Genomic DNA, 12936 nt, shown 5'->3' on the forward strand with positions numbered 1-12936 from the left:
GCCAGGCACCGAAAAGCTCGGTAGCTGGCCGAACTGCCTCTACGCTTCATTGCAAGCAGCCTGGGGGGGCGGCTAGGTCAAGAAGTGGCATAGCGCAGCTCTCGCCGGCGGGTCTCCTCTCGATAGGCGCTGCATGGCAAAACAACCAGAGCAACTCAAACCCCATTTCGACGACGTACAAGCCCATTACGACCTGTCCGACGATTTCTTCGCGCTGTTCCTGGATCCGACCAGGACCTACAGCTGCGCGTACTTCGAACGCGACGACATGTCGCTGCAGGAAGCCCAGTTGGCGAAGATCGACCTTGCGTTGGGCAAGCTCGGCCTACAACCGGGGATGACCTTGCTCGATGTCGGATGTGGTTGGGGTGCAACGGTTATGCGTGCGATCGAACGCTACGACGTCAACGTCGTCGGCCTCACGCTCAGCCGCAACCAAGCCGCCCATGTGCAGCGGAGGTTCGACGAGTCCGACAGCCCCCGCTCCAAGCGGGTGCAGCTGGCCGGCTGGGAACAGTTCGACGAGCCGGTGGATCGCATCGTCTCTATCGGTGCGTTCGAACATTTCGGCCACGACCGCTATGACGACTTCTTCCGCTTCGCCCACGATGCCCTGCCCGCCGACGGCGTGATGCTCTTGCACACGATCACGGGCTTGAAGCCGCAGCAGATCATCGATCGCGGGATGCCGTTGTCGTTCGAGTTCGCCCGGTTCGTCAAGTTCATGGTGACCGAGATTTTCCCTGGTGGGCGACTGCCGTCGATCGAGATGGTCGAGGAGCACTCCGCCCGGGCCGCGTTCACCCTGACCCGGCGGCAGTCCCTGCAGTCGCACTATGCACGCACCCTCGACATCTGGGCCGCCAACCTGCAGGAACACCGCGATGAGGCCATCGCGATCCAGTCGCAGGAGGTCTACGACCGGTACATGCGCTACCTGACGGGTTGCGCCAGCAGCTTCCGGACCGGGTACATCGACGTCAATCAGTTCACCCTGCATGTCGCGGGTTGATTTCCTTCGCCAACGAGGCACCACCCGAAGCATCTCCGCAGGCAAAACCGGACAAATTGTCGTGCGGCGGGAGAAATTTGTTTGCCGACGAAATTCGTTGACGGTAGCGGCAACAGGCCCGTGGCTGATGGCTGCGGTACCCTGAGATTCGCGGGGAGAACTCTACAGCTTGGAGCATATCGAATATGTCCAAATTGACACCGAAATATGAAGAACTGCAGTCGATCTACGACATTTCCAACGAATTCTATGAACTGTTTCTAGGCCCGACAATGGGTTATACGTGCGGCTATTTCGAGCGCGACGACATGACCGGTGACGAGGCCCAGATCGCGAAGTTCGATCTGGCACTGGGCAAGCTGGGCCTCGAACCGGGGATGACGCTGCTGGACATCGGCTGCGGCTGGGGCGCGTGCATGGCGCGGGCAATCGAGAAGTACGACGTCAATGTCATCGGCCTGACGCTGAGTGGCGAGCAGCGGGAATACGCCATCGAAAAGCTCTCCAAGGTGCCCACCGAGCGCAATGTCGAGGTCCGGCTGCAGGGCTGGGAAGAATTCAACGACGAGGTCGACCGCATCGTGTCGATCGGCGCCTTCGAGCATTTCGGATTCGAGCGGTATCCGGCGTTTTTCGAGACGGCCTACAACGCGCTGCCCGACGACGGCACCATGCTGCTGCACAACATCACGGGATTCGACCTGCGGCAGGGCCAGAAGCTCGGCCTGCACATGACGTTCGAAGACGCCCGGTTCGCCCGGTTCATCATGACCGAGATCTTCCCCGGCGGCCGGCTGCCGTCGGTGACGATGGAGGAGGAAAAGGCGACCGAAGCCGGGTTCAAGGTGACCCAGCTGCAGGAGATCGGCCCGCACTACGTTCGGACCCTCAAGATCTGGGCCGACGCGCTCGAGGCCCACAAGGACGAGGCCATCGCGATCCAGGGCCAGGAGGTCTACGACCGCTACGACAAGTACCTCAACGGCTGCCAGAAATACTTCGCCTCGGGCCACATCAGCGTGCATCAGTTCACGCTGCAGAAGTAGCGAGAAGTAGCCAGAAGCAATCTCGCGCGGTCTGTCGGATCCCGGCACCGTCGTTCGTCGGATAGGTAGAGAGTGGAACAGAGGGTTCTCACTCGCTGACGCCGGGAGATGACGATGCATTACTTCGCTTTACTGATCAGCCGCGACGTGGAACTCGCCCCCGACGAGGCAGCCGAGGGCATGGCTGCCTTCCAGGCTTTCCACGCCAAGGCGGCGTCGGCGATCCGGGCGGGCGACGCGCTGGACAAGTCCGCCGCCGCCACCCGCATCGCCGGTGGGCCGGACAACCCGACGATCACCGACGGGCCGTTCGCCGAGGGTGCCGAGGTGGCGTGCGGTTACTACGTGTTCGAGGCCGACAATCTCGATGACGCCCTTGCATTGGCCCGCGATATCCCGGTCGCCCATTTCGGTGCGGTCGAGGTGTGGCCGATGGTCCACTGGCAGGCCCCCGAGCAGCCGCTGGGCAATGACTGGCTGGCCCTGCTGCTGGAGCCGCCTGAGGACGTCAACACGCCGGGAACCGACGAGTGGAATGCGCAGGCGGCCAAGCACGGTGAACTCGCCAAGACCATCGGCGACAGGACGCTGGCGGGCGCGCCGCTGCATCCGCCGACCACCGCGACGACGGTGCGCGTGCGCGACGGCAAGGTGCTGCTGACCGACGGGCCCTACATCGAAGGGGCCGAGGTGGCCAACGGCTTCTACGTGCTGCGTGCCTCCGATCGCGAGGAGGCGGTCAAACTGGCGTCGATGATTCCCGCATCGGCCATCGAGGTCCGCCAGTTGGCGGGCGTCTCGGGCCTGTAGTCCTCGGTGACCCAGCTGGACGGCGTCTTTCGGCGCGAGTGGGGCCCGGTGGTGGCCACCATCGCCCGCTGGTCGGGTGATCTCTCCGTGGCCGAGGACGCCGTCCAGGAGGCCTGTGCGCACGCGCTGCAGACATGGCCCGCCGAGGGTGTGCCCGCCAATCCCGGTGCGTGGTTGATCACCGTGGCACGCAACCGCGCCCTGGACCGGCTGCGGCGTGAATCTGCCCGTCCCGGAAAGGAACTCGCAGCGGTGTACGAGCAGGTGAACGCGTCGGGCGGTGATGCCGAGCTGCACCCGGTGCGCGATGACGAGCTGCGGATGATGTTCACCTGCGCTCACCCTGCGCTGGACCGCAGTTCGCAGCTGGCCCTCACGCTGCGGCTGATCTCGGGGCTCACCGTCACCGAGATCGCCCGCGCCCTGCTGCAGTCCGACGCCGCGGTCGGGCAGCGGATCACCCGGGCCAAGAACAAGATTCGGCAGGCCAACATCCCGCTGCGGGTGCCGCCACCGGAGCTTCTGGAGGAGCGCACGCCACACGTGCTCGGCTGTATCTATTCGGTGTTCACCGAGGGCTATTGGTCGACAGGTGGCCCGTCGGCCATCCGCGACGAACTGTGCGACGAGGGTGTCCGGCTCTCGGGTGAACTGTGTGCGTTGATGCCGGGCAACCAGGATGCGCACGCGCTCGCAGCGCTTGTGCTGCTGCATGATTCGCGCCGTCGCACCAGGGTGGACGAGGGCGGTGCGCTGATACCGCTGGACGAGCAGGACCGTAGCCATTGGGATCGGGGACGTATCGCGCGGGGCCTGGAGCAGTTGCGGTTGGCCGAGGGCGCACCCGGCACCTATCTCCCGCAAGCGGTGATCGCGGCGCTGCACGCCACCGCGCCTACCTGGCAGCACACCGACTGGGCCACCATCTGCCTGGCCTACGACCGGCTGGCCGCGATGACGGACTCCCCTGTCGTGCGCGCCAATCGCGCACTCGCCGTTGGCTTTCGCGACGGCTTCGCGGCCGGCCTGGCCGCACTCGACGAAGTGGCCGACGATCCGCGGCTGGCCCGGACCAATGCGGTGGCGCCGATCCGCGCGGATCTTCTGCGGCGGGCCCGCCGCTTCGACGAGGCCCGGAGCTGGTACCGCATCGCACTTGAGGGCGAAGGCTCTGGGTCCGAGCCGGCCCGGGCCTTCCTGCGACGCCGGCTCGCCGAATGCGCCACCTCTTGATTGCCGAGCAGTCCCCCGCAAGCGGGAGGGGCCCCAACAAAAGTGCCCCAAATCCGTAGATTTGGGGCACTTTTGTGTCTGCTCGCGCAGAGAAAATTACGCCTCGGTGCCGATGGTCGGCTCCGCGAGCTACGCCTCGGTGAAGTTCCGGGTCACCGACGGGTCGACCGGGATACCCGGGCCCGTGGTGGTGGAGACGGTCACCTTCTTGAGGTAACGCCCCTTCGAGGACGACGGCTTGGCACGCAGCACCTCGTCGAGGGCGGCACCGTAGTTCTCGGCCAGCTTGGCCTCGTCGAAGGACGCCTTGCCGATCACGAAGTGCAGGTTGGCCTGCTTGTCGACGCGGAAGTTGATCTTGCCGCCCTTGATGTCGGCCACAGCCTTGGTGACATCGGGAGTGACGGTGCCGGTCTTGGGGTTCGGCATCAGACCGCGCGGGCCCAGCACGCGGGCGATCCGACCGACCTTGGCCATCTGATCCGGGGTGGCGATCGCGGCGTCGAAGTCCAGGAAACCGCCCTGGATCTTCTCGATCAGGTCGTCGCTGCCGACGACGTCGGCGCCGGCGGCCAGTGCCTGCTCGGCCTTCTCGCCGACGGCGAACACGGCGACGCGGGCGGTCTTACCGGTGCCGTGGGGCAGGTTGACGGTGCCGCGGACCATCTGGTCAGCCTTGCGGGGGTCGACGCCGAGGCGGATGGCGACCTCGACGGTGGCGTCCTGCTTCTTGGAGGAGGTCTCCTTGGCCAGCTTCGCGGCCTCAAGCGGGGTGTAGAGCTTGTCCCGGTCGACCTTCTCCGCGGCTTCGCGGTATGCCTTGCTGTTCTTGCTCATTGTGAATCCAATCGTGTCTGTTGGAGTCGTGGTCCTGCGGGCCGATGCCAGCCCTGCCACGCGTTCCGAGTTATTCGACGGTGATGCCCATGGAGCGGGCGGTGCCGGCGATGATCTTCGCCGCGGCGTCGATGTCGTTGGCGTTGAGATCGGCCTTCTTGGTCTCAGCGATCTCGCGCACCTGGTCCCAGGTCACCTTGGCGACCTTGGTCTTGTGCGGCTCGCCCGAACCCTTGGGCACACCGGCGGCCTTGAGCAGCAGCCTGGCGGCGGGCGGGGTCTTCAGTGCGAAAGTGAAGCTGCGGTCCTCGTAGACGGTGATCTCCACGGGGATGACGTTTCCGCGCTGCGACTCGGTCGCGGCGTTGTACGCCTTGCAGAACTCCATGATGTTGACGCCGTGCTGGCCAAGTGCAGGACCGACCGGCGGGGCGGGGTTGGCCTGCCCGGCCTGGATCTGCAGCTTGATGAGCCCGGCGACCTTTTTCTTCGGGGCCATGCTTCTGGTGTTCCTTTACTTGCTCATCCAAGGGCGTGAAACGCCCGTTGTTTCTAGCCGCTGTGGCGACTAAATCTTTGAGACCTGGTTGAAGGTCAGTTCGACAGGTGTCTCGCGGCCGAAGATGGACACCAACACCTTGAGCTTCTGCTGCTCGGCGTTGACCTCGCTGATGGAGGCGGGCAGCGTCGCGAACGGGCCGTCCATGACGGTGACGGACTCGCCGACCTCGAAATCGACCAGGATCTCGGGACGTTCCAAGGTGGCCTCGGTGCTGGCACCGGCCGCGGCGGCGGCGCTGGACTTGGCGGGCTTCTTGGCCGCGCCCTGCGGCAGCAGGAACTTCACCACGTCGTTCAGCGACAGCGGGGACGGCCGCGAGGTGGCGCCGACGAAACCGGTGACACCCGGGGTGTTGCGCACTGCGCCCCACGACTCGTCGTTGAGCTCCATGCGCACCAGGATGTAGCCCGGCAGCACCTTGCGGTTGACCTGCTTGCGCTGGCCGTTCTTGATCTCGGTGACCTCTTCGGTGGGCACCTCGACCTGGAAGATGTAATCGCCGACGTCAAGGTTCTGCACGCGGGTCTCGAGGTTGGCTTTCACCTTGTTCTCGTAACCGGCGTAAGAGTGGATGACGTACCAGTCACCCGGCTTGAGCCGCAGTTCCTTCTTGAGCGCGACTGCCGGGTCCTCGTCTTCGTCGGCTTCGTCCGCGGCAGGTGCCTCAGCCGCCTCTTCGGCGACCTCGGCTTCTGGCGTTTCGGTTTCGTCGACCGTTGCGGCCTCGACGGCCTCCTGGCCCTCGGCCGAATCGTCGGTCTGCGACTCGACGCCGTCGACGTCAACGGTCTCGTCGGCGACCGTCTCGTCGCCGTCGAACGTGGTCACGTTGTCAGTCCTCTCTCAAATTCCGGATCAGGTGCCGAACACAAGCGACACCAGCCGCGCCAGTCCAAGGTCGGCGCCGGAGATCAGCGCAACCATGAACACCAGGAAGACCAGCACCACCGTGGTGTAGCTGACCATCTGCTTGCGGTTCGGCCAGATCACCTTGCGGAGCTCGGCAACGACCTGCCGCAGGTAGTTGACGACGAACATGATCGGGTTCCGCGACGGCCCGGCCTTCGTGGCCTTCGCGTTCTTCTTGGCCTTCTTCGACTTGCCGGAGTCGGCCTCGACATCGTCGCTCGACGCGTCGCCCGCGGCGGCCTCGTCACCGTCGGCCTCAGCAGCCACGCCACGACGGGTCCGCTTGCCGGTCGGGCGCAGCGGCCGGGTCACCACAGCGGTCTGGCCGTGGGTGGTGTCCGTTGCCCCGGTGTCGGTGCCAGCGTCGGTTCCAGTGTCGTCTGCGGAGCCGGCACCTTCGCGCTCGTCGCTCACCGCATGCCTTTCATCCTGGTTTGTGTGTTCACCTTCCAGTGTCCACACGTTGTCGAGTATTCAGTTTGAGCAGGGGCGACAGGACTTGAACCTGCAACCTGCGGTTTTGGAGACCGCTGCTCTGCCAGTTGAGCTACGCCCCTCTGTTGGTGACTTTCTGGCACTTTCGTCACCGTACTGCGTCGAGGCTTACACAATTCGCGCGCTCCCCGATCGCTCGATGGTCAAGCAGACGGACAGCGCGCTGAAATGGGAAAAACCCCGGTTTCCGAGTGTACCCGGCGTGGGCGCCAGAAACTAATCGCACCCACTGATGACGACTACTCCCCGGCGGCCTTCCGCACGACCTTGCCGGTTTCCGGATCCCACTTCACCTGGATGGAATCGTCGGCGTCGTGACCCATCATGGTGGTGATGGCCTCCAGGACCACCGCACCCTCGTCATCGGTGCAGACGTTGTGGGTGACGACGATGTCGGCGCCGAAGCGCTCCTCTACGGAGGTGACCTCCATGACGGCGTGCAGCTGATCGCCGGCCTTGAGCGGCTTGCGGTACACGAACTTCTGGTCCACCTGGACGATCTGCTTGGTTTCCATGCCGATGTCGACGTTCTGGAAGAAGTGTTCCTGCACCAGCAGCGCCAGCGTGGAGGCGAAAGTCAGCGGAGCGACCAGGGCGTCATGGCCGAGTTCGGCTGCAGCGGCCTCGTCGTGGCTGGCCGGGTCCATGGCCTTGACGGCCTTGGCGTACTGACGGATCTGCTCGCGGCCGATCAGGAACGGGTACGGATACTTCCAGACCATTCCCCGGATATCAGCCTTGAGTGCCATGGCCCAGAACTCCTTACGCCAGTTTCGCGGTCGCTATGGCCCGCCCGAAGATCTTCTTCCCGCCTGCGGTCGCCGAGATGGCGATGGTGACCAGTTTCGCTTCGGGATCCACGGACTTCACGCGGCCGTTGAAGACGATCTCGGCTCCGACACCGTCGTTGGGAACCGGCACGACGGCGGTGAACCGGACGTTGTACTCGGTCACGGCAGCCGGGTCGCCGACCCATTCGGTGACGTAGCCGCCGCCGACGCCCATGGTCAGCATGCCGTGGGCGATCGCGGTGTCGAGGCCGACCTGCTTGGCGATCTCGTCGTCCCAGTGGATCGGGTTGAGGTCACCGGATACGCCGGCGTAGTTGACCAGATCTCCACGGGTCAGCGGGATCACCCGCTCCGGGAGCGTGTCGCCGACCTTGACCGAACTGAACTCGCGCAGCGCCATCAGTTAAAACCCTCTTCTCCGTCACCCGCACGCCCCGCGAGGGTCGTGTAGGCCTCCTGGACCACCTCACCGTTGTCATTGGTGATGATGTTCTTGGTCACGATGATGTCGGTGCCGTGCGCCTTGCGCACGGAGTGCACGTAGACGTCGCAGTACAGCTTGTCACCGGCCTTGACCGGCTTGTGGAACTTCAGCTCCTGATCGACCTGGACGATCTGAGCATCCTGGATGCCGATCTCGGCCCATTCGAAGAAGGCCCACTGCGCCTGGTAACCGAAAATGCAGATAAAGGTCAGCGGCGCCAGCACCGAGTCGTATCCGAGCTCGGCCGCGGCAGCCTCGTCGTGGTAGAACGCACCATCGTTCTTGACCGCGATCGCGTGCTCGCGGATCTTCTCGCGCCCGACCTCGTAGTGCTCAGGATGCCGGTAGTGCATCCCGACGATGCTGGTCGAAAGAGCCACAGCGAATGGCTACCGCGACTCTTTGTGCGGCTGGTGGGTGCCGCAGTTAGGGCAGAACTTCTTGATCTCGAGCCGGTCGGGATCGTTGCGGCGGTTCTTCTTGGTGATGTAGTTGCGGTGCTTGCACACCTCGCACGCCAAAGTGATCTTCGGCCGTACGTCGGTACTCGACGCCACGTCAGTTCTCCCTGCTCAAAATCACGCTCTGCTTTTGATGTTCCTGTAGCGGTGGGGAGGCTCGATCTCCCGACCTCACGATTATGAGTCGTGCGCTCTAACCAGCTGAGCTACACCGCCCCGATCGACGCGGGCGGGGCTCCGCCCGGGCGTCCACCGAGCCCCCTAACGGAATCGAACCGTTGACCTTTTCCTTACCATGGAAACGCTCTGCCGACTGAGCTAAGGGGGCTTGTCCCCGCGGCGTTGCGGCTGCGGGGCCTTAAAGAGGGTACAACCTCCCCGGCAGCCGCACCAAACCGCAGGTCAATGCGGCCGCCGAGGAGCTGTTTTCCCTGGTCGGCTAGTCCAGGAGCCAATCGTTGGGTGCGAACAGCTCGCAATGCACCCGCTCGATGGCGACCCCTCGCCCGCTCAGCTGGGTGCGGACCGCCTCGACGAAGCCGGCCCCGCCGCACAGGTAGTAGGCGGCGTCGGCGGGCAGTTCGATGCCGTCGAGCTTGAGCAGGCCGGCGTGCACGCCGGGGGCACCACCGGTGACGCCGTCCTCGTACCAGAGGTCGAGGCTCGCGTTGGGCAGTGCGTCGATCAGCTCTTGCTGACGCTCCCGCAGTGGGTGACCGTTGTCGCTGCGGTCGGCGTGCAGGACCCGCACGTGGGTCTCGGGCGCCTCGGCGGCCAGGAACTCCAGGATGCCGACCATCGGGGTGACCCCGATCCCAGCCGACACCAGCACCAGCGGGCCGTCGGGCCGGCCGCCGTTGTACAGGTCACCGAAGGGCACCGTGACGTCGAGCAGATCGCCGACACAGAGGTTGGCCCGGATCCACGACGACACCTCGCCCGCGGGCTGGTCCGCGACGGCGTCGACCGGCTTGACCGCAAACGTCAGATCGGTGGACCCGGGTGCGCCGACCAGGCTGTACTGCCGTAGCTGACGGGCACCGTCGGGCAGGGTCACGCCGACCGATACGTACTGTCCGGCAGCGAAGTTGACGGGCTCGGCGGCACGGACCGTCACGAGCACCGCACCGGACGGGTCGTCGACGCGGGAGACGACGCGCAGGCGCCGGAAGACGTCACCGGGTTCGACGCCGGCACCCGCGTACAGATCCCGCTCCAGCGCGATCAGGGTGTCGGCCATGATCCAGTAGACCCGGTCCCAGGCCTCGGCCACCTCGGCGGTCACGGTATCCGCACCCAGCACCTCCACGATCGCGGCGAACAGGTTGTCGTGCACGATCGGGTACTGGCCGGCGGTGATGCCGAGCGAGGCGTGCTTGTGACCGATGCGCGCCAGCAGGGCCGACGGGTGCGGCAGGTCCGGGTTGACCAGATGGGTCGCGAACGTGGCGATCGAAGCCGCCAGTGCGCGCTGCTGGGCGCCCTGGGCCTGGTTGCCACGGTTGAACAGGTTGCGCAGCAACTCTGGGTGGTTGGCAAACAGTCGCCGGTAGAACTCCGAAGTGATTTCGTCGATGTGCGCGCCGATGAGAGGCAGTGTCGCCGAGACGATTTCGGCGTGGTGCGGCTCCAGTTCGTCGCGTACCGCAGACGGCTCGGGGCTGGTGACGGTCATCGGAGATTCCCTTCGGTTGTGAGTTGTAAAACAATCGGCAGGCGGTTGTCTGCCGTCAGGTCTGTCACGGTGTAGCGGTCGAGCTCGCGGTAGAACGCCTCCTTGGCGTCGGCCAGAACGCGGCGGAGCCGGCAGGCCGCGATGAGCGGACACGGGGAATCCCCGCCGCATTCGATGACCTCGCGGTCGCCTTCGAGTTCGCGCACCAGCCAGCCGATCGAGGCGTTGCGCCCGGCGTCGGTGAGCACCAGTCCCCCGACCCGGCCCCGCCGGGCGTGCACCATGCCCAGCTCGGACAGCTTGGACACCGCCTTGGCGACGTGATGCTCGGACGCGTTGGCCCCCGAGGCGATGGTGCGGGTGGTGATGCGGCGGGACTCGGACTCACCCGAGGCCAGCAGCATCAGCGTGCGCAGTCCTAGGTCGGTGAACCGGGTGAGGTGCATACCGATGACGCTAGTAATTCCGCATTTTCGATGCGAGTTTTATTGGATGTGGGGTCAAACACGTCATGACGTGCGGTTTTTAGACCTGCGCGGATGCCGGTCCCCGGTGATCCAGGGCACCGGGCACCACGTCGGCCCTGGGCCGCACACCGGCCACCCATAGTCTTGACGGATGTCCGAGCCCCAGGTTGATGACCGCTTGTACTTCCGGCAGTTGTTGTCAGGTCGCGACTACGCGGCCGGCGACGTGATCGCCCAGCAGATGCGCAACTTCTCGTACCTGATCGGCGACCGCGAGACCGGCGATGCCGTGGTCGTCGACCCTGCGTATGCGGCCAACGATCTGGTCGACGCGCTCGAGAACGACGGCATGCACCTGTCCGGCGTGCTGGTCACCCATCACCACCCCGACCACGTCGGCGGCACGATGGCGGGCTTCTCCCTCAAGGGCCTCGCCGAGCTGCTGGAACGCCAGAGCGTGCCGGTCCACGTCAACACCCACGAGGCCAACTGGGTTTCCCAGGTCACCGGGATCGCGCAGAGCGAGCTGACCGAGCACGTGCACGGCGACAAGGTTTCGGTCGGCGCGGTGGAGATCGAGCTACTCCACACTCCCGGCCATACCCCGGGTAGCCAGTGCTTCCTGCTGGGCGGCCGACTGGTCGCCGGGGACACGTTGTTCCTCGACGGATGCGGGCGCACCGACTTTCCCGGCGGCAATGTCGACGACATGTTCCGCAGTCTTCAGGCGCTGGCCAAGCTGCCCGGAGACCCGACCGTCTTCCCCGGGCACTGGTACTCGGAGGAACCGAGCGCTCCGCTCGATGAGGTCAAACGCAGCAACTACGTGTATCGGGCGTCAAACCTCGACCAATGGCGCATGTTGATGGGCGGCTGATGAACCGTTCCAGTCGGGCCAAATACGGAATCCGCTGAATTAACGCCGCCGCAACGGGGCTATTCCGCCTTGCTACCGGCTATCTGCCACGGATTTCGTTGCCAAAACGGTTGCAATAGGAACTAAGCACCGGTTTCCGCGATTCGAGTAGTGCAATACTCAGGACATCAGGCTGCAGACCCGGCAAAGTAACTGTCAGCAATAGTTGAGCAGTAGTTGACAGTCCCGCCGGGGGTCACCGTGAAGAACATCGTGCTGTGCTTCGACCACACAGATGAACATCCCGGACTCCGTGACGCGTCGAATACCGAGATGCTGTTTCGGTTGCTGGACGACACCGATCAGTTGACCTGGTATCACAGCGGCACGGCCATACGACACGGCCGAAGAATCGCGCCGGGCCGCCGCGGAGATGCCGTCAGCGAAGCCCGAGCCGCCATCGTCGAGGCGTACCGATTCCTCGGCGACGCCTGGGATCCAGGCGACCGGATCTTCGTGTTCGGCGGGGGCGAAGGCGGGCATCGCGCCGGTGAGCTGGCCACCCTGCTCGGCACGGTCGGCCTGTTGCCGGCGCACTCCGACGACGTGCTCGACTACGCACTCGCCACCTACGTACTGCCCCGCACTCCGCGCACGCCTCAGGATTGGCGGCAGATCAGGGTGCTGGCGGCGCAACTCGTCGGCGATCGCGACCCTGCGGTGCCGGTGCGGTTCGTCGGGCTGTGGAACGCGACGGCCACTCCGGGCACCAAACAGCGGATGGGTCCGCTGCCGACCGTGGAATCGGGCCGGCATGCGGTGGGCGTGGACGGCGGGCGCCGGACCGTGCGGTACTGCGAGCGCCTCGACGAAGTCTGGTTCCGGGGAGCCCGCTGCGATGTCACCGGTGGCACGGGTGCCTGCTGGCCGCTGGCCGATATCGCCCTGGACTGGATGCTGGACGGGGCCATCGCCGCCGGGCTACACGTTGTCGACAACACAGCCTGCCCCACCGACCTCGACGCGCTGGCCGGGACCGCATCGGCGATCGGTCGGTGCCGGGCACCGCTGGACGCGCGGGTGCACGCCAGCGTCGAGGTGTACCTGCGTTCGCACCCGCACTATTGGCGGCGGCTGCCCGCGCGCATCGAATGGGCCGATACCGAGTGGCTGGCCCGTGGTGAGCGGTTGGTGCACAGGCCGGTGACCCCGACCGTGCAGCGCGACATCCTCACCGCCATCGCCTCGTGAGCCGGCCGGTTTTGGCCAAAGTTTGCTGAGCCGGACCGCTGCCCGCG

At 65.4% G+C, this 12936-nt stretch carries 16 protein-coding genes and 3 tRNA genes; 6 read left to right on the plus strand and 13 right to left on the minus strand.

What is annotated here, in order from left to right; genetic code table 11:
• Positions 1-133: 133 nt before the first annotated feature.
• The 4 genes from EH231_RS25310 to EH231_RS25325 all read left to right on the plus strand — a co-directional run bounded on the left by EH231_RS25310 (position 134) and on the right by EH231_RS25325 (position 4101).
• Positions 134-1012: a cyclopropane mycolic acid synthase family methyltransferase gene (locus tag EH231_RS25310; protein WP_124713536.1), complete on the plus strand. Its 879-nt coding sequence runs from the start codon at positions 134-136 to the stop codon at positions 1010-1012.
• A 185-nt stretch (positions 1013-1197) separates the two neighbouring features.
• Complete coding sequence (locus tag EH231_RS25315; protein WP_124713537.1) at positions 1198-2058, plus strand: cyclopropane mycolic acid synthase family methyltransferase; 861 nt, start codon at positions 1198-1200, stop codon at positions 2056-2058.
• 114 nt (positions 2059-2172) lie between these two features.
• A complete protein-coding gene (locus EH231_RS25320; RefSeq protein ID WP_090424875.1) occupies positions 2173-2868 on the plus strand; it encodes a YciI family protein in 696 nt (231 codons plus the stop codon).
• A 6-nt stretch (positions 2869-2874) separates the two neighbouring features.
• The gene (locus EH231_RS25325; RefSeq protein ID WP_124713538.1) at positions 2875-4101 is read left to right on the plus strand and encodes an RNA polymerase sigma factor; all 1227 of its coding nucleotides are present in this window, start codon (positions 2875-2877) and stop codon (positions 4099-4101) included.
• A gap of 129 nt (positions 4102-4230) precedes the next feature.
• Here EH231_RS25325 and rplA read toward each other — a convergent pair whose 3' ends face one another.
• From rplA to EH231_RS25390, 13 genes are all read right to left on the minus strand, one after another.
• The gene (rplA, locus tag EH231_RS25330) at positions 4231-4938 is read right to left on the minus strand and encodes a 50S ribosomal protein L1 (protein ID WP_044516013.1); all 708 of its coding nucleotides are present in this window, start codon (positions 4936-4938) and stop codon (positions 4231-4233) included.
• A 70-nt stretch (positions 4939-5008) separates the two neighbouring features.
• Complete coding sequence (gene rplK / locus EH231_RS25335; protein WP_044516011.1) at positions 5009-5437, minus strand: 50S ribosomal protein L11; 429 nt, start codon at positions 5435-5437, stop codon at positions 5009-5011.
• Between the two features lie 69 nt (positions 5438-5506).
• Entirely contained in the window at positions 5507-6328 is an 822-nt protein-coding gene (gene nusG, locus EH231_RS25340; RefSeq protein ID WP_044516010.1) for a transcription termination/antitermination protein NusG, read from the minus strand.
• Between the two features lie 27 nt (positions 6329-6355).
• The gene (gene secE, locus EH231_RS25345) at positions 6356-6823 is read right to left on the minus strand and encodes a preprotein translocase subunit SecE (protein ID WP_090424560.1); all 468 of its coding nucleotides are present in this window, start codon (positions 6821-6823) and stop codon (positions 6356-6358) included.
• Positions 6824-6893: 70 nt separating this feature from the next.
• Positions 6894-6966 (minus strand) — tRNA-Trp (locus tag EH231_RS25350).
• A 177-nt stretch (positions 6967-7143) separates the two neighbouring features.
• Positions 7144-7653, minus strand: a complete 510-nt coding sequence (hadC, locus tag EH231_RS25355) for a (3R)-hydroxyacyl-ACP dehydratase subunit HadC (RefSeq protein WP_090424559.1) — start codon at positions 7651-7653, stop codon at positions 7144-7146.
• Positions 7654-7666: 13 nt separating this feature from the next.
• The gene (gene hadB, locus EH231_RS25360) at positions 7667-8095 is read right to left on the minus strand and encodes a (3R)-hydroxyacyl-ACP dehydratase subunit HadB (protein ID WP_090424558.1); all 429 of its coding nucleotides are present in this window, start codon (positions 8093-8095) and stop codon (positions 7667-7669) included.
• Positions 8095-8559 carry a (3R)-hydroxyacyl-ACP dehydratase subunit HadA gene (hadA, locus tag EH231_RS25365; RefSeq protein WP_044516003.1) on the minus strand — a complete coding sequence of 155 codons (465 nt, stop codon included), beginning with the start codon at positions 8557-8559 and terminating at the stop codon, positions 8095-8097. The genes hadB and hadA overlap by 1 nt, the downstream gene beginning before the upstream one ends.
• Before the next feature lie 9 nt (positions 8560-8568).
• A complete protein-coding gene (gene rpmG, locus EH231_RS25370) occupies positions 8569-8736 on the minus strand; it encodes a 50S ribosomal protein L33 (RefSeq protein WP_003881823.1) in 168 nt (55 codons plus the stop codon).
• A 46-nt stretch (positions 8737-8782) separates the two neighbouring features.
• Positions 8783-8856: transfer RNA gene (locus tag EH231_RS25375), tRNA-Met, on the minus strand.
• A gap of 39 nt (positions 8857-8895) precedes the next feature.
• Positions 8896-8968 (minus strand) — tRNA-Thr (locus tag EH231_RS25380).
• Positions 8969-9079: 111 nt separating this feature from the next.
• Positions 9080-10315 (minus strand): globin domain-containing protein, encoded by a 1236-nt coding sequence (locus EH231_RS25385; protein WP_124713539.1) that lies wholly within the window; start codon positions 10313-10315, stop codon positions 9080-9082.
• Positions 10312-10761 carry an RrF2 family transcriptional regulator gene (locus EH231_RS25390; protein ID WP_090424556.1) on the minus strand — a complete coding sequence of 150 codons (450 nt, stop codon included), beginning with the start codon at positions 10759-10761 and terminating at the stop codon, positions 10312-10314. The genes EH231_RS25385 and EH231_RS25390 overlap by 4 nt, the downstream gene beginning before the upstream one ends.
• A gap of 172 nt (positions 10762-10933) precedes the next feature.
• Here EH231_RS25390 and EH231_RS25395 point away from each other — a divergent pair, with 172 nt between their 5' ends.
• Positions 10934-11659 (plus strand): MBL fold metallo-hydrolase, encoded by a 726-nt coding sequence (locus EH231_RS25395; protein WP_090424555.1) that lies wholly within the window; start codon positions 10934-10936, stop codon positions 11657-11659.
• A 240-nt stretch (positions 11660-11899) separates the two neighbouring features.
• A complete protein-coding gene (locus EH231_RS25400; protein ID WP_090424554.1) occupies positions 11900-12889 on the plus strand; it encodes a phospholipase effector Tle1 domain-containing protein in 990 nt (329 codons plus the stop codon).
• Positions 12890-12936: the final 47 nt, after the last annotated feature.

Origin of the sequence: Mycolicibacterium nivoides (assembly GCF_003855255.1) — a bacterium.
GTDB lineage: Bacteria > Actinomycetota > Actinomycetes > Mycobacteriales > Mycobacteriaceae > Mycobacterium > Mycobacterium nivoides.